24 protein-coding genes are annotated in these 22,982 nt (G+C 70.8%); 14 read left to right on the plus strand and 10 right to left on the minus strand.

Annotated features, from left to right (window positions below):
• Positions 1-63 precede the first annotated feature (63 nt).
• On the plus strand, positions 64-981 hold the full coding sequence (locus DEJ20_RS00245; RefSeq protein WP_258377080.1) for a GNAT family N-acetyltransferase: 918 nt from the start codon (positions 64-66) through the stop codon (positions 979-981).
• A 21-nt stretch (positions 982-1,002) separates the two neighbouring features.
• On the opposite strand, the gene DEJ20_RS00250 is transcribed toward DEJ20_RS00245, so the two are convergent.
• Entirely contained in the window at positions 1,003-1,887 is an 885-nt protein-coding gene (locus DEJ20_RS00250) for an aminoglycoside phosphotransferase family protein (RefSeq protein ID WP_111234473.1), read from the minus strand.
• Between the two features lie 116 nt (positions 1,888-2,003).
• Between DEJ20_RS00250 and DEJ20_RS00255 the strand changes: the two genes are divergently transcribed.
• Positions 2,004-2,528 carry an NUDIX domain-containing protein gene (locus DEJ20_RS00255; protein WP_111234472.1) on the plus strand — a complete coding sequence of 175 codons (525 nt, stop codon included), beginning with the start codon at positions 2,004-2,006 and terminating at the stop codon, positions 2,526-2,528.
• 34 nt (positions 2,529-2,562) lie between these two features.
• Positions 2,563-2,931, plus strand: a complete 369-nt coding sequence (locus tag DEJ20_RS00260; RefSeq protein ID WP_111234471.1) for a hypothetical protein — start codon at positions 2,563-2,565, stop codon at positions 2,929-2,931.
• 74 nt (positions 2,932-3,005) lie between these two features.
• Here DEJ20_RS00260 and DEJ20_RS00265 read toward each other — a convergent pair whose 3' ends face one another.
• Entirely contained in the window at positions 3,006-4,643 is a 1,638-nt protein-coding gene (locus DEJ20_RS00265; RefSeq protein WP_181431455.1) for a choice-of-anchor D domain-containing protein, read from the minus strand.
• A 608-nt stretch (positions 4,644-5,251) separates the two neighbouring features.
• Between DEJ20_RS00265 and DEJ20_RS00270 the strand changes: the two genes are divergently transcribed.
• Positions 5,252-5,764, plus strand: coding sequence for a P-loop nucleotide/nucleoside kinase family protein (locus DEJ20_RS00270; RefSeq protein WP_111234469.1), 513 nt, complete (start codon positions 5,252-5,254; stop codon positions 5,762-5,764).
• Positions 5,765-5,893: 129 nt separating this feature from the next.
• On the opposite strand, the gene DEJ20_RS00275 is transcribed toward DEJ20_RS00270, so the two are convergent.
• On the minus strand, positions 5,894-6,517 hold the full coding sequence (locus DEJ20_RS00275) for an Rv1352/Rv1906c domain-containing protein (protein WP_146245353.1): 624 nt from the start codon (positions 6,515-6,517) through the stop codon (positions 5,894-5,896).
• On the opposite strand from DEJ20_RS00275, the gene DEJ20_RS00280 reads away from it, so the two are divergent.
• From DEJ20_RS00280 to DEJ20_RS00315, 8 genes are all read left to right on the plus strand, one after another.
• Positions 6,516-7,259 (plus strand): hypothetical protein, encoded by a 744-nt coding sequence (locus tag DEJ20_RS00280; RefSeq protein WP_146245352.1) that lies wholly within the window; start codon positions 6,516-6,518, stop codon positions 7,257-7,259. The genes DEJ20_RS00275 and DEJ20_RS00280 overlap by 2 nt on opposite strands.
• Before the next feature lie 106 nt (positions 7,260-7,365).
• Complete coding sequence (locus tag DEJ20_RS00285) at positions 7,366-8,082, plus strand: GntR family transcriptional regulator (protein WP_111234467.1); 717 nt, start codon at positions 7,366-7,368, stop codon at positions 8,080-8,082.
• 93 nt (positions 8,083-8,175) lie between these two features.
• Positions 8,176-9,198: a sugar phosphate isomerase/epimerase family protein gene (locus DEJ20_RS00290; protein WP_111234466.1), complete on the plus strand. Its 1,023-nt coding sequence runs from the start codon at positions 8,176-8,178 to the stop codon at positions 9,196-9,198.
• Entirely contained in the window at positions 9,195-10,148 is a 954-nt protein-coding gene (locus tag DEJ20_RS00295; protein WP_111234465.1) for a 3-hydroxyacyl-CoA dehydrogenase family protein, read from the plus strand. Before DEJ20_RS00290 ends, DEJ20_RS00295 begins: the two co-directional genes overlap by 4 nt.
• A 16-nt stretch (positions 10,149-10,164) precedes the next feature.
• On the plus strand, positions 10,165-10,950 hold the full coding sequence (locus DEJ20_RS00300; protein ID WP_111234464.1) for an SDR family NAD(P)-dependent oxidoreductase: 786 nt from the start codon (positions 10,165-10,167) through the stop codon (positions 10,948-10,950).
• Positions 10,951-11,070: 120 nt separating this feature from the next.
• Positions 11,071-12,462, plus strand: a complete 1,392-nt coding sequence (locus tag DEJ20_RS00305; protein WP_111088818.1) for an MFS transporter — start codon at positions 11,071-11,073, stop codon at positions 12,460-12,462.
• On the plus strand, positions 12,459-14,165 hold the full coding sequence (locus tag DEJ20_RS00310; RefSeq protein WP_111234463.1) for a dihydroxyacetone kinase family protein: 1,707 nt from the start codon (positions 12,459-12,461) through the stop codon (positions 14,163-14,165). Before DEJ20_RS00305 ends, DEJ20_RS00310 begins: the two co-directional genes overlap by 4 nt.
• Complete coding sequence (locus tag DEJ20_RS00315; protein WP_111234462.1) at positions 14,162-14,923, plus strand: triose-phosphate isomerase family protein; 762 nt, start codon at positions 14,162-14,164, stop codon at positions 14,921-14,923. Before DEJ20_RS00310 ends, DEJ20_RS00315 begins: the two co-directional genes overlap by 4 nt.
• Here the strand turns inward: DEJ20_RS00315 and DEJ20_RS00320 are convergent.
• Entirely contained in the window at positions 14,916-15,758 is an 843-nt protein-coding gene (locus tag DEJ20_RS00320) for an NmrA family NAD(P)-binding protein (protein WP_111234461.1), read from the minus strand. The genes DEJ20_RS00315 and DEJ20_RS00320 overlap by 8 nt on opposite strands.
• Before the next feature lie 79 nt (positions 15,759-15,837).
• Between DEJ20_RS00320 and DEJ20_RS00325 the strand changes: the two genes are divergently transcribed.
• On the plus strand, positions 15,838-16,587 hold the full coding sequence (locus DEJ20_RS00325) for a TetR/AcrR family transcriptional regulator (protein WP_258377079.1): 750 nt from the start codon (positions 15,838-15,840) through the stop codon (positions 16,585-16,587).
• Here DEJ20_RS00325 and DEJ20_RS00330 read toward each other — a convergent pair.
• Positions 16,584-17,255 (minus strand): response regulator, encoded by a 672-nt coding sequence (locus DEJ20_RS00330; RefSeq protein ID WP_111234459.1) that lies wholly within the window; start codon positions 17,253-17,255, stop codon positions 16,584-16,586. The two genes, DEJ20_RS00325 and DEJ20_RS00330, sit on opposite strands and share 4 nt — an antisense overlap.
• Positions 17,252-18,463, minus strand: coding sequence for a sensor histidine kinase (locus DEJ20_RS00335; protein ID WP_258377078.1), 1,212 nt, complete (start codon positions 18,461-18,463; stop codon positions 17,252-17,254). Before DEJ20_RS00335 ends, DEJ20_RS00330 begins: the two co-directional genes overlap by 4 nt.
• Before the next feature lie 341 nt (positions 18,464-18,804).
• On the opposite strand from DEJ20_RS00335, the gene DEJ20_RS00340 reads away from it, so the two are divergent.
• A complete protein-coding gene (locus DEJ20_RS00340; protein ID WP_071404423.1) occupies positions 18,805-19,686 on the plus strand; it encodes a manganese catalase in 882 nt (293 codons plus the stop codon).
• An 81-nt stretch (positions 19,687-19,767) separates the two neighbouring features.
• Here the strand turns inward: DEJ20_RS00340 and DEJ20_RS00345 are convergent, their stop codons facing one another.
• From DEJ20_RS00345 to DEJ20_RS00360, 4 genes are all read right to left on the minus strand, one after another.
• Positions 19,768-20,094: a hypothetical protein gene (locus tag DEJ20_RS00345; protein WP_111234458.1), complete on the minus strand. Its 327-nt coding sequence runs from the start codon at positions 20,092-20,094 to the stop codon at positions 19,768-19,770.
• Between the two features lie 11 nt (positions 20,095-20,105).
• A complete protein-coding gene (locus DEJ20_RS00350) occupies positions 20,106-20,546 on the minus strand; it encodes an Hsp20/alpha crystallin family protein (protein WP_111234457.1) in 441 nt (146 codons plus the stop codon).
• A 109-nt stretch (positions 20,547-20,655) separates the two neighbouring features.
• Entirely contained in the window at positions 20,656-21,309 is a 654-nt protein-coding gene (locus DEJ20_RS00355) for a helix-turn-helix domain-containing protein (RefSeq protein WP_258377077.1), read from the minus strand.
• Complete coding sequence (locus DEJ20_RS00360; protein ID WP_111234456.1) at positions 21,306-22,823, minus strand: APC family permease; 1,518 nt, start codon at positions 22,821-22,823, stop codon at positions 21,306-21,308. The genes DEJ20_RS00355 and DEJ20_RS00360 overlap by 4 nt, the downstream gene beginning before the upstream one ends.
• Positions 22,824-22,982 lie beyond the last annotated feature (159 nt).

Genomic DNA, 22,982 nt, shown 5'->3' on the forward strand with positions numbered 1-22,982 from the left:
GGCACGGCGTCACCGGGTGCAACGATGCGTCGGCGGCGCTCGCCGCGGGCGGAGAATGGTGGGATGACGATGACTGCGCCGACCTCGACCGCGCTGCCCCGACCCGGAGAGGTCCTCGTGGCCTCGGCAGCGGACGTCGAGCTGGTCGTCCACCGTGCAACGAACCACTACGCCTCCGGGGTCGTCGCGGACACCGTCGGGTGGGCGGACGGCGATCGTCGGCGGATCGAGGACCTCGGGTTCCGTGGCGGTGATGCCCGCGGCGAGGCGTTCCGGACGCTCGACCTGACGATCGCCGACGACGGGACCCCGACGCGGGTGCTCGACGCGCCCGCGATGGCCGCGCTGAACAGCCACCACGCGCGGTTCGCCGAGCGGCGCGGCGACGTCGTCCGCTACAAGACCGACGTGTCGGTGTGGACGGGGATCCCCGCGCAGCCCACCGCGCAGGACTGGGAGGACGTCCGGGCGCTGCTCGGGTCGGGCGGGATGCTCGGCGTCGGTGCGGCTGCCGTCCTGCCCGAGGGGTGGGAACTCGTCGAGGGTGCCGGCGGCGTGCAGCTGACCGGCGAGGCGATCGAGGGTGCGCCGGACGACGAAGCCGTCGTGCTGACGCCCGACGACGTGCCGGAGATGACCGCCCTGGTGGAGCGGACGAAGCCGGGGCCGTTCCTGCCGCGGACGATCGAGCTCGGCACCTACCTGGGCATCCGGCGGGACGGACGGCTCGTCGCGATGGCGGGGGAGCGCCTGCACCCGCCGGGGTGGACCGAGATCAGCGCGGTGTGCACGGACGAGGCGTACCGGGGGCAGGGGTTCGGGCGTCGGCTGGTGCTCGCCGTCGCGCACGGGATCCGGGAGCGGGGCGAGACCCCGCTGATGCACGCAGCCGCCGGGAACACCGGGGCGATCGGGCTGTACCAGCACCTGGGGTTCCGGCTGCGGGACCGAGGGGCGCCGCGGTTCGTGCGGGTGCCGTGAACTGCGTCCGGGCCTGACGGGTCAGAACGCGGCGAGGGCGCCCCGGAGCATGTCGTGGCCCTGGGCCTCGAAGCCCTCGTCGCCGACCGCGTAGGCCCAGGTCGCCGTCCCCACTGCCTCGCGGAGTTGCAGCCAGCGCCACGCGTCCGGAGTGCGCGGATCGTCCCCGTACCCGTCGAAGAACGCCGCTTCGAGGGCGGGATCATGCTGCCAGTGGAGCACCGCGAGGCGGGTGAGGTCGAAGGACACGGGGCGCCAGCCGAAGCGGCCGAAGTCGATGACGCGGAGCCTGTGGTGCCGGTCGTCGCGGCTGTCGTGGGCGTCGTCGTCCACGATCCAGTTGCGCGGGTGGAAGTCGCCGTGGGTCGGGACGAGGGACTGCGTCGCGTGGTCGGTCGGGAGTGCGCGCAGTGCCGCTCGTGCGCGGGCGACCACCTCGTCGGGGATCCGGTGCGGTGCGTCGAGGGCGGCCAGTGCCTTCGCCTGCTCGTGCTGCAGGAACGTCGGGTCGTGGCGGGTGTCCTGGTCGTGCAGCCGTCGGAGCAGTGCGCCGGCCTGTCGGTGGACGTCGGTGTCGTGCTCGTCCGGGGTCCCGAGGGCGAGGTGCCCGGGGACGCGTTCGAGCACGAGGACGCGGTGCTCCTCGTTCGTGGCGATGAGGGCACCCGTGTCCCCGCTGGCTCGGAGGGCGGCGGTGGCGGTGCGGTGTGCTTCGAGCTCGCGGGGGAAGTGGGTGTTGGTCGGGCCGGAGGCCTTCACGGTGAAGCCATCGACGCCAGTGCGGACGTGCAGGACCCTCGTGTCGAGGAGCCCCCACGACTCATCGGCCACGATGACGGCATCGGGGAGTGTCTGCTGCACGAACGCGATCTGCTCGTCGTCGAGTCCGGTGTCCCCCCAGTGCATGGCGGCACGTTACCGTCCTGCTCCGACCACTGGAAACCCTCGACAACGTCGCGGCCGCCGATCCGCTGCCACCGCATGTTGACGTTCCGCGTGCCGGTTCGTCCTACGCTGGCGGTGTGGACGAGTGGTGGGATCTTGTTGACGCGGCCGGGGCGCCGATGGGTGGGACGTTCCGGCGCGGTGACGCGGGTTGGCCGGGCGGGGCGTTCCATCTGGTGGTCACGGTGTGCGTCTACCGAGCCGACGGAACCGTCCTGCTCACGCAGAGGGCTCCGACGAAGGAGTTCGCCTTCGGGTGGGAGTTCCCCGGTGGGAGCGCGTTCGCAGGCGAGACTGGTCCTGCAGCTGCGTGCCGAGAGCTGCTCGAGGAGACCAACGTCACCGTCGACCCCGAGGCTCTGCGCCGCGTCGGCCGCTTCACCGAGGAGACGGCGCTCGTGGACCTCTTCGTCGTGCAGGAGCCGAGTGGTTCAGCGGTGCGAGCGGATCCGACCGAGGTGATGGATTGGCGTTGGGTCTCCCTGTCGGAGGTCGCCGCGCTTCGCCAGAGTGGGGTGATGGCAGAACCATGGGGGCCGCGGCTGGATGCGCTGTGGCCAGCGGCGATGGCATCGATCCTCGCTGCCCGCATGGCACTCTGATGACATCCGAGAGACGGACCAGAACAGGAGCCCGATGGCGTCCCGCATCCAACGCGCACCGCTCGGCGACCGCGGCGCGCTGTGGAACCTCGTCCTCATCTGGGTCGTCATCGTCGTCGGGCTGCTCGCCGCGATCGGCTGCGTCGGCTACATCCTGAACGAGAGCCTCATCTCGTACAGCACTTGCGCCGCCCGCACCGTTTCCTGCGGGGATGCCGGCTGGTACAGCAGCATGGGGCTCACCTTCTTTGGCGGCTTCGCGGCAGTCATCACCGGCGGTGCGTTCGGGATCCGCCGCCACCACCGCGCCAGCGGCGTCTGGTACCCGCTCGCCGGCCTCGGCGGCGCCCTCTTGCTGACCGCGGTCGCCGTCGTCATCCTCAAGGCGGCGACGAACACGTAGATCGCCGCACCTCGCCGTCGCGGCAGTCGGGATCGAACGGCCGCAGTCCCCGTTTCAGTGAGCCATCGGCACTGCTACCCGATGGTGACCTGCTTGCTGTACGACCGCATGCCCTTGCCTGCTGCGTTCACCGGGGTGACTGAGACCATGTTGCTCCCGGCGGACAACCCTGTGAGCGTCAGAGGGCTCGACGTTCCAGTCACACTGTCTCGGTAATCGGAGAGGATGTAGCTCGTGATGGGCAGGCCCCCATCACTTGCTGGCGCGTCGAACGACACGGTGACGGAACCGGGCCCGGTCGTCGTCCCGGTGATGGTGGGACGCCCTGGAGCCATCACGGTCATCGGCGCGGTCCCGAAGGACGTCGTTCCCGCCTTGCTGACGTTTCCCGTTGCGTCTACGGCGAACACCGCGATGGTGTACCGCTGGCCGGTCGGGAGCCGCGGCACCGCCGCGGAAGCGCCGGTGACCACCAGCGGCACACCGCTCTGGACGGTCGCGCCAGCACCGTCGCCCTGCACGAGACGAGCGACGACTGACGTTGCGTCCTTCGATGTGGACGACGTCCACTTCACCTTCGTCGGTGTTGCTGAACCGACCCGGATCCCGGTCGGGGCTGCCGGTGCCGTGACGTCGGACCGTGCTTGCCACTGCAGCGTGCCGTGCTGTGCGATCTTGTCGACGCAGTACTGCGTGAACGACATGTCGACCGTCTCCGGCAATCCGGAGACCGGGTCGAGCTTGAACTGCTTTACGTTCATCGTGCCGTTGGTGTCGCATCCGTACCCGTCCACGGTGGTGACGATCGAGTACTTCCCGCTGACGGTCGTCTTCGTCGTGCCGAGGGGGAAGGCCTTGCCGAACGGGCCGCCGAGGCGGACGCTGACGATGCCGCCGCTCCCGTCGAGGTCGTCGGCCTTGAACCACCAGTCCAGTGCGGCGTACGAGATCGACATCGCGGTCGAGCCGGAGGTCGCCTTCGTCGTCTTGCCCTTGTTGACCATGTCCTTCCCGGAGGAGGTGATCGTCGTCTTCCCGAGGAACGCCGAACCGGTCAACGCCACCGTCTGCGTTGCTCCGCCGACCGGCACGTTCACCACAGCGGTGGCGGGACCAGCGGTCCTCGGTCGGAAGTTGATGTTGAACGTGCAGGTCGCGTCGGCTGCGAGGGTGGCTTCGCAGGTGCTGTTGCTGACCGAGAACGACCTCGCGTTCACCCCCGTGACAGCCGGCTTCCCCATCATGACCGGTGCTGTGCCGGTGTTGTGCACAGTCTCGACCTGGGTTGTCTTCGGCAACCCGATGAACGTCTTCGTGAACACGACGTTCCGTGCGCCCAGGATCACAGAGCCGGCAGCGTCCTCGCCGAACCGGAATTCGCCGATGCCCGGGACGACCGCGTCGAACCTGGTGATCTGACCGTTCGTCGGGTCGGACGCGAGGTCGAGGATCGAGAACTCGCCGTAGATGTACGTTCCGTCGATCTCGAGCGTCGGCTGCTTCTCGCTGTGCGGGTGGTTGCCGTCGAGCCAGTAGACCCCCGTCGTCAGTGGCTTCCCTTCTGGAGGGCTCAGCGTGAACGAACCGCGACCCGTGCCGGTCGTGCGAGCGTTGATACCTCGAGTGGTGTCGGCGTCGGTCAGGACGACGCTGTCCCCGTCAGCGAACTCGGGTTCGCCCTTCGTCTGGTACCACGGGGACAAGATCTGCAAGACGCCCCCGCTCGCCGTGGCAGCGTTCGCCTCCGACGTGCCGACGGTGGTGAAGAGTCCTGCGGTGAGAAGTGCAACAGCACCGATGGCTGCTGAGCGGGCGATGCGCCGCATTGCGTAGTCCGTTCTGTCCCGAGGCACGCTCCCGGGGAGAGCGGCAAATGAACATTACTCCGCACTCGGGCAGGTACGCGCCGTGAGGTGATGGCATACCGCCTCCCCCTACCGCCAGCTTCCCGCCGCGCTGCTCGACCTGCACTTGTCCGCGCTGCTTCGACGTTCAACAGGGCGGTTCGGCATCGAGTTGAGCGCGGGGCTGGTGGTCGGCACCATCGCCTTCTTCTTCTGCCGTGAGGTACGCGGTGATGGCGAGGGGCTGAGCCGGCGCCGCCGGACCTTTTGCCACAGGTCGACGCTGGCACGTCCTCGTCCCGAACGGTGGTCCGTCGCAGACAGGGCACCTCGCGCCCCTGCTCCACACAGCCGAGTGTCCGGTAGCCGATCCGCCTTCGGACACGTCATCGGAAGCCGACGAAGGTATCCACTTCGCTGGTGCTGCGCATCCACGACCACTAAACAGTGAGCCACGTCCAACGAAGGAGTTGTCGATGCTGGTTCAGGTTTGTGGTCTTCCCGGTGCAGGGAAGTCGACGCTGTCTGCTGCGATCGCGGAGCTGACACCTTCGCTGACCCTTCGCGTTGATGCGATCGAGGGCGCGATGTGGAAGTACCAAATTCCGCCCGAGCAGTCCGGGATCGCCGCCTACTCGGTCATGCATGCCATCGCGGTGCCGAATCTGCGGCGGGGACAGGTGGTCATCGCCGACGCGGTGAGTGGTGTGGAACCCGCTCGCGCTGGATGGGCGTCGACAGCGGAAGCCGCTGGGGTTTCGCTGCGCGTGATCGAGGTCGCGTGTGCGGACGTCAACGAGCACCGTCGCCGGGTGGAGCAGCGTGCGAATGACCTGCCTGGGTTCACCCTGCCGACGTGGGACGAGGTGCAGCGCGTCGCCGACGAGTACGAGCCCCGCACGGACGATCGACTCGTCATCGACAGCACCCGCCCGCTAGAAGACACGGTGCGCCAGGCCCTTGACTACCTCGAACTCAACGCGCGGTAACGGATCGGCTACCGGACCCCGTTCGCTCCGCTGACGGCGAGCAAGTTCTCGAGGTCGTCGTGGAGCCGCGCGGAACTACCCGATCCGCGTCGGGGCACGGACGGAAGCTCCGTGCCCCGACCGACCGCGTCAGCCGACTCGGGTCCAGGTCCCGCAACCACTCGACGAGAAGGCGACCACGTCGTTGGTGATCGTCACGACGGCGCTGCCTCGGCGGTCGAGGTAGTCGTTCGCGATGATCGCGTCCAGACTGCCTGATGCGGAGGACAGGGTCGCCCAGTAGCACCCGCTCGGAGCAGTCGTCTTCCAGGTGCCCTTCGACACCTGCTGGCCCACCTTGTAGACGCCGTCTCCGGTGATCTTCGAGAGCTTCGGGCCGGCGGTGGTCGCGGCGTACCAGGTGCCGCAATCGTCCAGCTCGACGTACTTGTCCGTGCTCGACACCCGGATCATGCGCTGACCCGAACCGATGTCGTTCGCGCGGATGTCGTCCAGCGTGCCCCGTGCGCTGCTGAGTCGTGCCCAGTAGCAGAACTGGTCCTGTCGCGTCGTCGAGTAGTACGTGCCCGGCTTGATCGTCGAGCCGACCTTGAAGGTGCCGTTGCCCGAGAACGATGCCGTGGCTCTCGCGATCTTCGCGGTGGCGACGCTTCGGACTGAACCATTGGCGTAGCCGGCCTTCGACACGGTGACCCGGGACGCGATGGTAGCCCCCACGTCGTAGTACCCGAGACGGTAGGTCCGCGACGTCATGCCTGCGACGACCTTGCCGTTGCGGAGCCATTCGTACCGTGCTGTCAGGCCGGAAGTGTTCCAGGAGCCCTTCGTCGTCGTCAGTACGCCACCGTTCCTCGTCGTTCCGCTGACCGACGGACGAGCCGTGAACTTCGGAGCGTCGCCGCGGACGACGACACCGATCAACTGCGTCCGCGTCGCGGTCGTGTACCCGGTGCGGGAACCGGTGATGGAGACCGAGAGCTTGTGGCCGTGGTCCGAGGCCGTCGCCGTGTACCGCGAACCGGTGGCGTTGCGGATCGAGTTGCCGTCCCGCAGCCAGCGGTACTTCTTGGTCGTCGGGGCCGGCGACCAGCTCGGGAAGGTCGCGGTGAGGGTCTTGCCGACCTTGACCGTTCCAGAGACCGTTGCGGGCTTCGTCGTGAACTTCCTGGGCTGGGGAACCGGTGTCGGTGTCGGGACCGTCGTCGGGGTGGGGCTCGGAGTGAGGGTCGGTTCCGGCGTCACCTCGTCCAGCGGCGTGGTCGGCTCTGCTTGGACGGTCGGCGCGGCGGTGTTCGGAGCGGACGTCACTGGTGGTGCCGTCGGCGCCGTGGTGGTCTCCGTGGGCGCGGAGGCGGCGTCCGCTGGCGCGGTGGCAGCGAGGACCGTCACCGCCGCCAATGCGGTCGCGGTGAGTGCGAGGAGGAGCCGCGAGGCTCTGCGCACGGTCCGTTCGGGTCGGGCCATGGTGATTCCGTTCTTCGGGTGTCGTCGATGACGCAGCGGGTGCCCGCACGAGAATAGGAGAAATTCGCTCACTTACGACAGCCCGTAGGAGCCGGTCGCACAGGATCCTCGTTTCGTGGATTCTCTAGGATCGACCCATGTCCACGACCATGCCCGGCTTCGGGACGGAGCGCATCATGCAGCTCGGCCTGCGTGACCGCGTCTACGACCGGGTGCTCGAGGTCCTGATGGGCCACGACGTCGAACCGGGCATGCGGCTGTCGATCGACGGCCTCGCCCGCTCCCTCGGGGTATCGCCGACCCCGGTGCGAGAAGCCCTGGTGCAACTCGAACGCACCGGCCTCGTCACCCGTGAAGCGAACAAGGGGTACCGGGTCTCCCCGCCCCTGGCCGGCGACCAGCTCGAGGCCCTGTTCGACGCCCGGCTCATCGTCGAGAGCGGCGCGGTCGAGCTCGCGGCCCGCGGCGATGTGGACGGCCTGCGCGAGCGACTCGCGGCAGCGCTCGACGAGCAGGCTGCGGTGGCCGCCGAGGTCGCGTCCGTCGGTGCTGCGCACGCTCCGGAAGAACTGATGGCCCGCTTCTTCCGCAGCGACTGGCAGTTCCACCAGCTGATCTTCGACGCGACACGGAACCCGTTCCTCGAGGAGATGTCCGAGATCATCACGACGCGCGTGCACCGCATGCGGCAGATCGTCGAGGGTGGCGGGGACGACACGGATCGTGCGGTCCAGGAACACCGGGCCATCCTGGAGGCGCTGGCTGCGGACCCGACGTCGGCCGTCGCTGCGATGCGGCTCCACATCGACGCCGTCCGGTTGCGTTCGCGCGCGGACGCGTCCCACACGAGCTGAGGCACAGGGGTTGAGTTCCGGCGTCGTGCGAGTATCTTTCCTATAGGAAAGAGGTTCAATGCTGAACCACCACGACATGCAAGGGAGCATTCCGTGACCACTCCACAGGACTGGGTCGACCAGGATTGGGACCCCACCACCTGGACGTCGGAGACCTGGCCGATCGCCGCCTGCCTGCACGGGTTCGCGCAGGTCACCCGTGACGGGACGGCCTTCCACGACGCCCCCGCCGAGGTGTGGGACGAGGTGTTCGGGCAGATCGAGGCAGTCGGCTTCTCACTCGCCGAACTCGCCGACAGCCACATCCGGCCCGCTGACCTCGAACCCTCGCGCCGCGACGAGCTGTTCGCCGTCGCGAAGGCGCACGGTATCGGGATCCCGTCGGTGCACCTGCAGCGCAAGAGCGTCATCCAGCCCGGGCACGAGGAGGAGAACCTCGCCTACGCCCACCGCACCATCGACGCGGCGGCCGAGTGGGGCATGCAGGTCTTCTCGACCGGGCTGCACCAGCCGTTCACCGACGCCCAGAAGCGGGCGCTGTGGTTCTGGACGGCGCCGGGCCCGAAGGACCCGGACGACCCGGAGGTCTGGGCCGCTGCGGTCAAGCGACTGCGGGAGCTCGGCGAGCACGCTGCGAGCGTCGGGCTGCCGATGGCGCTCGAGCTGTACGAGGACACGTACCTCGGCACCGCCGACAGCGCGGTCCGCCTGGTCGAGGAGATCGGGCTCGACAACGTCGGCCTGAACGCGGACGTCGCGAACCTCATCCGCCTGCACCGTCCCGTCGAGGACTGGCGGGAGCTGTTCGCGAAGACCATGCCGCACACCAACTACCTGCACGTGAAGAACTACACGCGTGACGAGGCCGGCGACGGCAGCTGGGCGACGAGTGCGCCGAGCACGATGGAGACGGGCCTTATCAACTACCGCCAGGTCCTGCGCGACGCCGTCGCCGACGGGTTCCGCGGGATCGTCATGACCGAGCAGTACGGCGGGGACAGCCTCGGCGTCTGCGCCACCAACCAGCAGTACATCCGATCCGTCCTCGCGACGACGAAGCTCGACGCGACGGCGACCCCGACTGCATCCACCAGCACCGAAGGAGCAATCCGATGAGCACCCTCGACATCGCCGTCGTCGGGTCCGGCTACATGGGCGGCGGGATCGCCCAGGTCCTCGCCCTCGCCGGCCACACCGTCCGGATCGCCGACGTCTCGGCCGAGATCGCCGAGCAGAACCTGGAGCGACTGCTCGGCGAGACCGCACAGTTCGTCGCCGACGGGCTGTTCCCCGAGGACGCCGTCGAACGGGTCCGCGCACACCTGAGCGCTGCCGAGTCGATCGAGGCCGCCGTCGCCGACGCCGACTTCATCGAGGAGGCCGTGCCCGAGAAGCTCGAGATCAAGCACGCCACGCTGCGCCGCATCAGCGAGGCCGCCCGCCCCGACGCCGTGATCGGGTCGAACACCTCGACGATCCTGATCGAGTCGCTGGCCGAGGCGGTCGTGGGCCCGGAGCGGTTCCTCGGCGTGCACTTCTCGAACCCGGCGCCGTTCATCCCCGGCGTCGAGCTCATCCCGCACCCGACCACGAACGAGCACGCGATCGAGGTCGGCGAGACCGTCGTCGCCGCGACCGGCAAGCAGTCGGCGCGGGTGAAGGACTCGACGGGGTTCGTCCTGAACCGCCTGCAGTACGCGCTGTTCGAGGAGGCCACGAAGATCGCCGACGAGGGCATCGCGAGCCCCGACGACATCGACACCATCGTGCGGACCACGTTCGGGTTCCGCCTGCCGTTCTTCGGCCCGTTCGCGATCGCCGACATGGCCGGGCTCGACGTCTACGCGTTCTGCTTCGAGTCGCTGCAGACCCGCTGGCCGGAGCGCTTCGCCACCCCGCCGTCACTGCAGCAGCACGTCGACGCCGGTGAGCTCGGCACGAAGTCCGGCGCCGGGTACCTCGAGGTCCCCGCCGACCGCACGCCCGCGCTCGTCGCCTACCGGAACAAGGCGTACGTCGCGATGCAGAAGCTCCTCGACGAGCTCGGCCCGGCGCCGATCCACTGAGCCCGGAGCACGAGCCATGAGCACGCAGAACCAGTCAGCCGGCCAGCCCCAGGACCGCACCGTCGTCCTCACCGGGGCCGCCTCACCGCGGGGCATCGGCCGCGCCACCGCCCACCACCTGGCCGAGGCCGGGTGGGACGTCGGGATCATCGACCTCGACCAGACGTCGAGCGAGCAGGTCGCCGCCGAGATCCGCGAACAGCACGGCGTGCGGGCCGTCGGTGTCGGTGCGAACGTCGCCGACGAGTCCGCCGTCCGTGCGGCCTTCGACACGATCGAGGCCGAACTCCGGCCGATCACCGCACTCGTGAACCTGGCCGGGGTCTCCTCGGCGCACGCCTACCTCGACCTGCCCGAGGGGGAGTGGCACCGAGTGCTGTCGATCAACCTCGACGGCGTGCACTTCGCCAGCCTGCGGGCGGCGGAGTCCATGGTGCGGTCCGGCTACGGCCGCATCGTGAACCTGTCGTCGGTCTCCGCCCAGCGCGGCGGCGGCACCTTCAGCAAGACCCCGTACACGGTGGCGAAGGCCGGCGTGATCGGCCTGACCCGTGGCCTGGCGCGCGAGCTCGGCCCGCGCGGCGTCACCGTCAACGCGATCGCCCCCGGTCCGATCGACACCGACATCATGGGCGGCACCCTGTCCGAGGAGCGGAAGGCCGAGATGGCCGCCGACGGCGTCCTGCCGCGCATCGGCACCCCGCGGGACATCGCTGCCGCGATCGCGTACCTGATCAGCGAGGACGCCGGGTTCGTCACGGGCCAGACGCTCAACGTCGACGGCGGCCTGTACATGCACTAGGGCCAGCCGCCCACGGAACGCGCGCCGACCGGGCGACGCGATCCGTGCCTCCCGTCCGGACGACCGAACCGACCGCCGGACGCCAGAACGACCGCACCGTGCTCGCAAAGGAGCGAACCCGTGTCACTACCCCCTGCCCCCGCGCTCGGGTCGACGAACGACCCCGGCCTCAAGTCCGCCATCGGCAAGGCGACGAAGCACCTCATGCCGATGCTCGTCATCCTGTACTTCGTCGCGTTCCTCGACCGCACGAACGTCGGCTTCGCCGAAGAGGCCCTCCGCGTCGACCGTGGCATCTCCGACGCCGCCTTCGCCCTGGGCGCCGGCATCTTCTTCATCGGCTACGCGATCTTCGAGATCCCGTCGAACCTGCTGCTCAAGCGGTTCGGTGCGCGCTTCTGGCTCGCCCGGATCGCCGTCACGTGGGGCATCGTCGCCGCACTGTTCGCCTTCACGACGAACGACACGATGTTCATCATCCTGCGGTTCATCCTGGGTGTGACCGAGGCCGGGTTGTTCCCGGGCGTGATCATGTACCTGTCCGAGTGGTTCCCGAACAAGGTGCGCGTGCGCATGTTCGCGATCTTCTACCTGGCGCAGCCGTTCTCGCAGATGATCGGCGCCCCGCTGTCCGGTGGGCTGATCAGCATCGGTGACCAGGTCACCCCGTTCCACGGCTGGCAGGTCATGTTCGCCGGCGAGGGGATCCTCGCGGTGCTGGCGGGCATCGCTGCCCTGGTGTTCCTGACGAACAGTCCGCAGCAGGCGAAGTGGCTCGAACCGGGCGAGAAGGCGTCGCTCACCGCGGCCATGGAGCGCGAGGACACCGCCCGCAGCGAGGACGGCCCGAAGGGCATCTGGCGCGCGATGGCGAGCGGGCGCGTCTGGTACTTCACGATCATCTACTTCTGCCTGCAGGTCGCCGTCTACGGCACGACGTTCTACCTGCCGCAGCAGGTGTCCTCGCTGCTCGGGCAGGACGTCGGCTGGCAGGTCGGTCTGGTGTCCGCGATCCCGTGGCTCGTCGGGCTCGTCGCCTGCTACCTGATCGGGTCGCGTGCGGACTCCGTCGGACGCCGTCGTCGCTGGGGCACCCTGTTCTACGTCACGACCGGCCTGTCGATCCTCGGGTCGGCGTGGGCGGGTGCGAACGGGCAGCCGGTGCTCGGCATCCTGTTCATCACCCTGGCCGTCGCGAGCTTCCTGGCCGTCGGCCCGATCACCTGGGCGTACCCGACGGCGTTCCTGACCGGTGCCGCAGCCGCCGCGGGCATCGGCCTGATCAACTCGCTCGGCAACCTCGGCGGGTTCGTCGCCCCGATCATGCGCACCGCGATCAACGAGGTGGTGCCGACCGACAGCGGTGCGTTCGGCATCGTCTCGCTCGGCGTCCTGGCGTTCGTCGCCGCGGTGATGATCTTCTGCACCAAGTTCTTCCGCGGGGCCAAGGCCGACGAACTGCTCGACACCTCGCACGTCCGCACCACCGACCCGAAGGGCAGCAAGCGATGACCAGACTGTTCAACGACCCGGCGGACTTCGCCGACGAGGCGACCGACGGCTTCGTCGCCGCGAACGAGCGGTGGGTGCGCGGGGTGCACGGCGGGGTCGCCCGCTCCACCACGAGTCCCGACGGCACGGTCGCGGTCGTGATCGGTGGCGGCTCGGGGCACTACCCCGCGTTCGGCGGACTGGTCGGACACGGACTGGCCGCCGGTGCCGCGATGGGCAACCTGTTCGCCAGCCCCAGCGCCCAGCAGGTCACCGGGGTCGCGAAGGCCGCGGAGCACGGGGGCGGTGTGCTGCTCAGCTACGGCAACTACGCCGGTGACGTCCTGAACTTCGACGCCGCGGCGCGCACGCTCGAGGCCGACGGCATCCCGGTCCGGACGGTCCGCGTCACCGACGACGTGACGAGCGCCCCGGCCGACGACCGCGCGAAGCGCCGCGGCATCGCGGGTGACCTCTGCGTCTTCAAGGTCGCCGGCGCCGCCGCCGAGCGCGGGGACGACCTCGACACGGTCACCGCCGTCGCCGAGCGGGCGAACGACCGGACGCGGAGCTTCGGCGTCGCGTTCTCCGGGTGCTCGCTGCCCGGCGCCGAGGAACCCCTGTTCACGGTGCCCGAGGGCCGGATGGCGGTCGGCATGGGCATCCACGGCGAGCGTGGCATCGACGAGACGGACGTGCCCACCGCGGACGGGCTGGCCGAGCTGCTGGTGTCCCGGCTGCTCGACGAACTGCCCGACGGCGTGGCACTCGACGGCCAGCGAGTGGTCCCGATCCTGAACGGCCTGGGCTCGGTCAAGTACGAGGAGCTCTTCGTCGTCTACCGCTCGGTGCAGCGCCGACTGGCGGACGCCGGAGCCGTCATCGTGGAGCCCGAGGTCGGCGAACTCGTCACGAGCTTCGACATGGCCGGGGTCTCCCTGACGTTGTTCTGGCTCGACGACGAGCTCGAGGAACTCTGGGCAGCACCCGCGGACACGCCCGCCTACCGCAAGGGCGGTGCGGTCGCCGAACAGCGGGTCGACCCGTCCACCGTGGCGGCGGACGCCGAGGGCGTCGGCATCGGCCCGGCGACCGACGAGTCCCGTGCGGTCGCCGAGCAGGTCGCCGCCGGGTTCGCGGCGGTCCGCGCCGTCCTCGACGAGCACGCCGACGAACTCGGCCGCATCGACGCCGTGGCCGGCGACGGTGACCACGGCATCGGGATGCAGCGCGGATCGCACGCCGCCGACGTCGCAGCCGCCGACGCGGTCGCCCGCGGTGCCGGTGCCGGCACCGTCCTGTTGATCGCTGCGGATGCCTGGTCCGACAAGGCCGGCGGCACGTCCGGTGCGATCTGGGGTGCCGCCCTGGAGGCACTGGGTCGCGTGGTCGGGGACGACTCGCGTCCGTCGGGTGCCACCGTCGCGCAGGGGGTCCGCGCGGCCACCGAGGCCGTGCTCGCGTTCGGAGCCACCGTCGGTGACAAGACGATGGTGGACGCGCTGGTGCCGTTCGACGAGGTGCTCCGCACCCGCCTCGACGCCGGGGCGGCGCTCGCCGAGGCCTGGGGTGACGCCGTCCGTGCCGCCCGCGAAGCAGCGGACGCCACGGAGTCGCTCGTGCCGAAGATGGGCCGGGCGCGGACGCACGCCGACCAGGCCGTCGGCACCGCGGACCCCGGCGCGCTGTCCTTCGCCCTCGTCGTGGAGACGGTCGCCCCGTGATCACCGTCGGGGTGTCGCTGAAGACGTACTTCTCGCACGCCCGGACGCTGTCGTGGTCGGCCGAGGTCGCGGACATCGCCCGGCGGCACCCCGCGGTGCGCTCGGGTGCGGCGTCGCTCTTCGTGGCGCCGACGTTCCCGGCCCTCGTCCCGGTGCGTGAGCTGCTCACCGGCACCGGTGTGCAGCTCGCCGCGCAGGACCTGTCGTGGGCCGACGCGGGCGCGTTCACCGGCGAGGTCTCCGGCGCCGAACTGCGGGAGATCGGTGTCGACCTGGTCGAGATCGGGCACGCCGAACGGCGTTCCCTGTTCCACGAGGACGACGCGACGATCGCGGGGAAGGTGCACGCGGCGTTCCGGAACCACCTGCGTCCGCTGGTCTGCGTCGGGGAGCCGGACCGGGCCTCCGATCCGACCGAGGCCGTGGCGGCGGTGACCGCGCAGCTCGACCGGGCCGTCTCGACCGCCGTCGCGGACGGTCTCGTCGGTCCCCTGACCGTCGCCTACGAACCGGTGTGGGCGATCGGCGCACCGGCACCCGCACCGGACGACCACATCGTGGCGGTGCTCGCCGGGATCGAGCAGCACCTCGCCACCCGGCCCGAGCTGCGCGGCAGCACCGTCCTCTACGGGGGCAGTGCCGGACCCGGCCTGCTCACCCGGGGGCAGGGGCGGATCGGCGGGCTGTTCCTCGGACGGTTCGCCCACGACCCCGCAGCGGTCGAGGCGATCCTCGACGAGGTCGCGGCGCTCAGCTGAGCTGGTCGCGCACCGGCCGTGGGGCGCGACCGAGCAGCTCGCCGAGCAGCGGATCGGTGCCGGCGAACAGGCCCCGCTCGGCGGCCTGGTACATGCCGAGCAGGAACGCGACCATGTGCGGGTCCTGCCCCGCGGCCAGCGCACGGGCACGCCACTCGTCCTCGCCCAGGGCCTCGAACCCGATCGTCTGACCGGACACCTCGGACGCCTGCCGAGCCAGGTCGGCGAAGGTCGGCGCGTCCGGAGCGGTGAGCGTCACCGGCCCGTCGAACGGCTGATCGGAGAGCAGGATCGCGGCGGCTGCCTCGGCGGCGTCCTCGCGGGCGGTCCACGACACCGGGCCGTCGACGGGGACGGACACCGTGCCGGTCTCCTGCCACGGTCCCGTCATCCAGACGGCGCTGTGCGCGTAGAAGCCGTTCCGCAGGCTCGTCCACGGCAGCCCGGAGTCGCGGAGCAGGTCCTCGGTGGCGGCGTGGTGCGCGGCGGGCACGAAGGGCGAACCGTGCGCGGCGCCCTGGTGGCTCGTGTACAGGACCCGGCCGACGCCGGCGTCCACGGCTGCGTCGACCGCGGCACGGTGCAGCGCGACGGCGTCGGCGGCCGGGTCGTTCGACGAGACGAGCAGGAGCTGGTCGGCGCCCGCGAAGGCCGCGGGCAGGGTCTCCGGCTCGGCGTAGTCGCCTCGGCGGACCTGGACGCCACGGTCCGCGAACCGCTGTGCACGGGCTGGATCACGGGTCACCACCGCCAGGTCGGACGGCGCCAGGTGCTCGAGCAGGTGGTCGGCGGTCGCGCCGTTGAGGGCTCCGGTGGCCCCGGTGATGACGATCATGACTTCTCCGTATCGTTGGAAACAGCGCGTTGATAGCGCGGGTAACACAGTGATAGCACACATCCGTTATCGTTGTTCCGTGATCGAGCAGGGAAGCCAGCGCGACGAGACGCGTGCGCGCATCGTCGAGGTCGCCGGCACCATGCTGCGCGAACGCGGTGCCGCGGCGGTGACCACGCGGGCGGTCGCGGACGGAGCAGGCGTCCAGGCACCGACCATCTACCGGCTGTTCGGCGACAAGGACGGTCTGCTCGAAGCGGTCGCCGAGCACGCGATGGCGACGTTCTCGGCGATGAAGGCCGACGCTGTCCGGGCTGCTCGTGACGAGGCGACCGACCCCGTCGAGGACCTGCGCACCGGGTGGTCGATGACGATCGGCTTCGGGCTGGCGAACCCCGACCTGTTCGTGCTGTTGAGCGACCCGGAGCGCGGCCGTCGGTCGGCAGCCGCCCGCGCCGGTACCGCGCTGCTCGCAGAACGCATCCGGCGGGTGGCCGAGGCCGGACGACTGGCCGTGCCGGAACACCGCGCGGTCGAGCTCGTGCACGCGGCCGGCACCGGTGCGGTGCTCGCGATCCTGGCCGCTCCGGCGGACGAGCGGGACCCGTCACTCGCCGATGACGTCCTCGACGCGGTGCTCGGGCGCATCCTCGTGCCGAGCGGGCCGACGACGGACGGCGACGCGGCCCCGGGTGGTCAAGGCCCGGGGCGTGACGCCGTGACGAGCGCGGCGATCACCCTCCGTGCCGCAGCGCCCCGGCTCGATCGACTGTCGGCAGCCGAGCGGACGATGCTCGCGGAGTGGCTCGACCGGATCGCCGCGGACTAGGCCTCCCGGGTGCCCGCCAGCCCGTGGTCGTGGGCGTAGACGACGAGCTGCACCCGGTCGCGCAGTGACAACTTGCCGAGGATGCTCGAGATCTGGGTCTTCACCGTCGACTCGGTGACGTACTCCTTCGTGGCGATCTCGGCGTTCGAGAGCCCACGGGACGCCCACCCGAACACGACGCGCTCCCGCTCGGTCAGGGTCGCGAACTCCGGCGGCTGCGGTGCCGGGGCCCGAGCGACGTCGGTGCCGAACAGCTGCGCGAGGTCGTTCGGTGCGATGACCGAGCTGCCCTCGTGCACGGCCCGCACCGCGGCGAACAGGAACGGCGGCGTGGTGTCCTTGAGCAGGAACCCGCTGGCGCCGAGCCGGATCGCGGTCGCCGCCGCCGGATCGAGCCCGAAGGTGGTGAGCACGACGACGCGGGGTAGCGGGCCCGGGACGGCGCCCGAGTAGAGCTGCCGGACGGTCTCCACGCCGTCCATGCCGGCCATCCGCATGTCGAGCAGCATCACGTCGGGGCGCACCTCGGGGATGAGCGCGAGCGCTTCGGCCCCGTCGGAGGCCTCACCGACCACGCGCATGTCGTCCTGGGCGTCGAGCACCACCCGGAGCCCGGCGCGGAACAGCGCCTGGTCGTCGGTGAGCAGGATCCTGATCGGTTCGGTCATCGGACGGGTCCCCCTTGGACGTCGAACGGGATGCGGGCGCGTGCCGTGAACACGTCGTCCAGCACGGCGGCGTCGAACGACCCACCGAGGGCGCCGAGGCGCGAGTCCATGCCGTCGATCCCGCGGCCCGAGCCGGCGGTGGTGCCGTCACCGGCGACGTTCTCGACCTCGAGCACCAGGTCGGCGTTCCGCCAGGTCTCCCGCACGACGACCGGGTTGCCGGGGGCGCCGTGGCGCAGGGCGTTCGTGAGCATCTCCTGCAGCACGCGGCGGGCGGCGGTGCCGGTGTCCGGGCGCAGGGCCAGCGGGACCCCGCGCACCGTGCGGTCGACGTCGACCCCGGCGTCGCGGATGCCCTGCACGATCTCCTCGAGCGAGCCCGGGCCGGTCGCCTCGGCGGAGCCGTCGATGTGCCCGAGGACCTGGCGGACCTCGACCAGGGAGCTCCGGGCGGTGCTCGCGATGGTGGCACTGACCGCTCGGATGCGCGCCTCGTCGTCGAGGAACGGCACCGAGTCGGCCTGCGCGATGATCACGGCGAGCGAGTGGCCGACGACGTCGTGCACGTCGCGGGCGATGTCCGCGCGGATGCGTTCGGACTCGGCGACGTCGATGGCGCGGGTGGCGGTGGCCTCGGCCTCGGTGGCGACGGCCTCGGCACGTGATGCTGCGGCCTCGGCATCGGCACGGCGCTCCGACTCGCGGTCGCGGGAGCGGAAGGCCCGGACGGCGACCCCGCCCGCCCAGACCCCGAGCAGCGCGGTCACTGGGGCGGCCATCGCCAGGAAGGCCTGGTCGCGCGGACCGTTGATGAGCACGAGGAACCGGAAGCCGGTCGACGCCAGGTAGACCGTCGCACCCGCCCCGGCGACGACCGCGAGCACCCCGGAGACGACGACCTCGGTGCGGGTGCCCACGACGGCGGCGGTGCCGATCACGACGAAGATCGCGAGGTCCACCAGCGACGGGCGTTCGCCGCCGCCGACCTGGATCACCCCGAGGACGACGACCATCGCCATCGCGGCGGACGGGGAGATGCGACGCAGGGCGATCGCCACCGAGGCCGACAGCACCGCGGCGAGGCTGGCGTGCTCGAGCTCGAGGTCGATGGGCAGCAGGAAGACGAACGCCGCCAGGACCGCCCAGGCCACGTCGATGACGATCGACCGGGTGGCGAGCGGCCGGAGGAACCTGCCCCGTTCGGTCACGAGAGCGATCCTCCCATGCCGTACCGGCGTCACGCGGGCGGGGTCATGGCCGTGAGTGCGATGACGGTGGCGACCACGATCGCCGCGCAGAGCAGCAGGGTGGCGATCGTGTGCTTGGTCGAGGTCTGCATGCTCCCAGCCTGCGCAACCGGACGGCCGACGGCATCGGGCGGTCGACCGAAGGGCCTCGTCCTGCCGGGTGAAGCCGACGGTGGACCCGGGTCCGGGGAACGGCGTATGCGGGACATCCTCTGCGTGATCCGGCCACCTTGGACGGCCGCTCAGTGCCCCCAGCGAACCATCGGCCGTGCAATCGCTCGATCGAGACGAAGGAGCACGATTTGTACTTCCACAAGCAGGAACTCCAGTTCAAGGCAACGCCCGACAAGCCCGACGCGATCTACGCCCGCAAGCTGCAGGAGGTGCTCGGCGGCCAGTACGGAGAGATCTCCGTCGCGCTGCAGTACCAGTTCCAGGCGTGGAACATGCACATCCCCGGCAAGTACCGCGACATGGTGTTCGGCATCGGCGCCGAGGAGATGGGCCACGTCGAGATGCTCGCGACGATGATCGCGCAGCTGCTCGAGAAGTCCCCGCTCGGCATCACCGAGGACGCGCTGCAGGACGACCCGACGGTCGCCGCGATCGTCGGCGGCACCGACGTCCAGCACGCGATCGTCGCCGGTGCGGGTGCCCGCCCGGTGGACAGCAACGGCAACCCCTGGCAGGGCTCGTACATCACCGCCAGCGGCAACCTGCTCGCCGACTTCACGGCGAACGAGAACGCCGAGATGCAGGGTCGTGTGCAGGCCGCCCGCCTCTACCACATGACCGACGACCACGGCGTGCGGGACCTGCTGTCCTTCCTCATCGCCCGCGACACCATGCACCAGAACATGTGGGCGACCGCTGCCGCCGAGCTGCGCGAGAAGGGCGTCGAGGGCTTCCCCGTGCCGAGCAACTTCCCGCAGTCGAAGGAGAACCAGGAGGTCAACTACCAGTACCTCAACTTCTCCGACGGTGCCGAGGCGAAGAACGGCCCGTGGGCGAGCGGCCCCTCGTTCGACGGCAAGGGCGAGTACTCGTACCACGACGGCCCGACGACCTCGGTCCCGATGCCCCCGCCCACGCACCCCGACGTCCGGCTCTACGGCACCACCGAGCTGCCGAACGTCGTCGAGAAGACGGCCGGCCTGGTGCAGGACAAGCTGAACAAGGAGTAGTCCCGACGGTCGCCCACGCGACCGACGGATGACAGGAGGCCCGGTGCACGACGTGCACCGGGCCTCCTGTCCGTCAGGTGGTCACCCCACCGACGAGGCGGACCCGCCCACGATCATCAGCGCCCCCGTCTCGGGTTCTTCGTCGCGTGGTGCCTCGAAGATGCCCGAGTAGGCGCGGACCGCACTCCACCCCGCGATCAGCAGGGCCGTGCCGAGGACCGCCGCGACCCAGGGCGCCAGGAGTGACTGCTCGAACAGCCGGGGCGCCGCGACCCAGGTCAGGAACGTGCCGGTCAGGCTGCCGGTGGCCCCGAGGAGCACGGCGGTGCGCCGGTCCAGGCTCGTCAGCGCGAGCGCCGCGGTGACGACGAGGACCGCGACCACCGCGTTCAGCAGGACGGACGTCATCGCTCAGCTCCTCACTCGGCGGCGCCGGAACCGACCGCGAGCTGCTCGGACGCGCCACCGACGGTGACGGCGATCTTGCGCGGCTTCGCGGACTCCTTGACGGGGATCGTGACGCTCAGTACGCCGTTGTCGTACCCGGCGGTGATGCGCTCGGCGTCCAGACCGTCGCCGAGCGTCAGCTGCCGGACGAACGTGCCGGGCTGGCGCTCACGCGTGAGCCACTGCGAGCCCTCGGGCGCGCCCAGGGTGCGCTCGGCGCGGATGGTCAGGACGGAACCGTCCACATCGATGTCGACGGAGCCCGGGTCGATGCCGGGCAGGTCGACGTCGAGGACGTAGTGGTCCCCGGTGCGGTACAGGTCCATCGGCATCGAGCGCGGGCCGGCGGCGGTGCCGAGGAGTGAACCCGCGAGTCGGTCGAGCTCGCGGAACGGATCGAAGTTCATCGTCATCGAAATCAACTCCTTCGTGGTTCTCGTTGAGTCCCCTCGACTCAACTGCCACCGTTTTAGCACTCGACCCTGGCGAGTGCCAAAAGTTCGCTCGGAGGACGCCGAGAACTCAGCCGAGCAGGGGCTCGAGCCGCGCGACCGCCGTCCGCAGGTGCACCAGGGCCTGGCCAGGGGACTCCACCCGGGCCGCGGGCGCGGACAACGTCAGCCCCGCCACGAGCTCACCGCGCTCGCCGCGGACGGGCAGTGCCAGGCACCCGAAACCCCGCACGAAGGCACCGACCTGCGACGCCGAGGCGCCGCCGGCTGCGTGCAGCCGCCCCATCGCGCTCGACCCGGGTGCCGATCGCAGGGCGGTCGCGTCGAGGAGCGGGAAGTCCGGGTCGACGTCGACGTCGCAGATCCCGTCGGCGTCGTACCGGGCCAGGTGCACCCCGGCGCGGACCGCCGAGCGCACGTCGGACAGCACGGACCGGACGGCGCGGGGGAGTGGTGGGACCGGCGGAGCCGCGGCCGGGGCGACGCCGGCGAGCTCCGAGACCTTGTGCCCCAGTGCGAAGCCACGCAGGTCCGGAAGCCGCACCAGGTACTCGTCCTCCACGAGCAGCGTGATGAGCCGGTAGGTGGTCGCCCGCGGCATCCCGAGCGCATCCGAGATCTGCTGGGCGGTGACGCCGGGCCCGGCGTGCGCGACCGCCTCGAGCACCGCGAGGGCGTTCTGGATCGCCTTCGGCTGCCGCGCGCGGAGACCGGGTTCGCTCACCGCACCCCCGTCCCGTGGCCGGGTCCGGGGGACGACCGGGAGGCGCCCAGCAGGTCCGCCTCGACCGGCACGTCGTACACCGCCCGGCTCCGACCCCGTCGCCAGGGTCGCCGACGGGTCGCCAGCAGGAACGCGACGACGACCGCGGTGACCGCCCCGACGGCGAGGACGACGGCCGGCCACCGGGGCGATGCGGCCTCGACCCCGGCGTAGGTGAGCAGCACGGCGGTGAGCAGGACGCCGGTCGTCACCGCGGTGGTCGCCACCCCGGTCGTCAGCTCGCCGATGCGTCGCAGGAACACCGGAGCCGCGAAGCACGTCATCGCGTACGCCGTCAGGTACCCGAGTGCCGCGACGACCAGTTCGGCCTCCATCAGGGACCAGGTCGGGATGCCGGTGAGGAGCCCGAGGACGGGCAGCGCGGTCAGCACCGAGCACGCCAGCACGCCCGCGACGAAGGGCGTCCGGAACCGTGGCGACGCCCGCCCGAGCGCGGCCGGCAGCACCCCTTCACGGCCCATCGCGAACAGCACGCGGACGAGCGCCGTCGTCGAGGCGATCGCGCACGCGGCGAACGAGGCGGCGATCCCGAGGTCGAGCGCCCATCCGACCCACTGCATGCCGAAGGCCGTGGCGAGCTCGTTGACCGGCGACGCGCTCGTGGCGAGGTCGGCGCCGATCGCGGCGAACCCGGTCTGCTGGGCGGCAGCGCTCACGACGTAGAGCACGCCCGCGACCAGGACGGTCCACGAGATCGCACGGGGGATCGCCTGGAACGGACGCCGGGCCTCCACGCCGAGCACCGACGCGCTCTCGAACCCGACGAAGGCGGTGACCGCGAGCGCCGTGCCCACCGCGAAGGGCGCCGGTGCGGTCGGGCCGAGTGCGAGGGCGGACGTGTCGACGGGCTGCAGCCGTGCGACCAGGGCGACGATCAGCACGACGATGACGGCGACGGACAGGGTCTCGACCAGCAGGGTGAGGCGCGTCGACAACCGGACCCCGAGGGCGATGACGGCGAACACCGCGGCGCCCATGGCGGTGATGACCACGACCGTGACCAGGGAGCCGGTGCCGGCCGTCGGGACGAACCGGGACAGCAGGTAGTCGAGGTAGTAGCCGCCGCCGCTGAGCGAGAACATCGCGATGAACCCGTAGCCGAGCAGCAGTGCGGCGCCCGCGACCACACCGGCCGCCGGCCCCAGGCCGAGCGAGACGTAGGTGTAGAGCGAGCCGGTGCCCGCCACGCGTCGGACGAACTGGTTCACGGTGCGTCCGACCAGGAACGACAGCGCCATCGCGGCGAGCAGGGACCACGTCGCGCCCTGCCCGGCGACGGTCGCGACGAGCACCGGGATCGTGGTGGCCGCCGCCGACGGTGCGACCGCGGACACCGACTGCGCCAGCACGTCGACCGGGCCGACGCTCCGCCGGGACAGCCCGTCGACGGGGGAGCGCGTGCCGATGCCCGGCACCCGGGGCGGGTCGGCGATGGCACGGTCGAGCGCGGTCATGCGGCAACGGTACGGGGGCTGCGTTGCCCCGGTGTCTCGGTCGTGTTTCGCGGTGGTCTCGGGCAAATGAGACGCCTCGCCCGGGCCGTCCCATTCGGGTGCGTGCGGGTTTCACACCCGTGGAACGGGGGCGCAACCCCAGCGCGGGACCGTGGTCCC

It is taken from the genome of Curtobacterium sp. MCSS17_005 (assembly GCF_003234225.2).
GTDB lineage: Bacteria > Actinomycetota > Actinomycetes > Actinomycetales > Microbacteriaceae > Curtobacterium > Curtobacterium flaccumfaciens.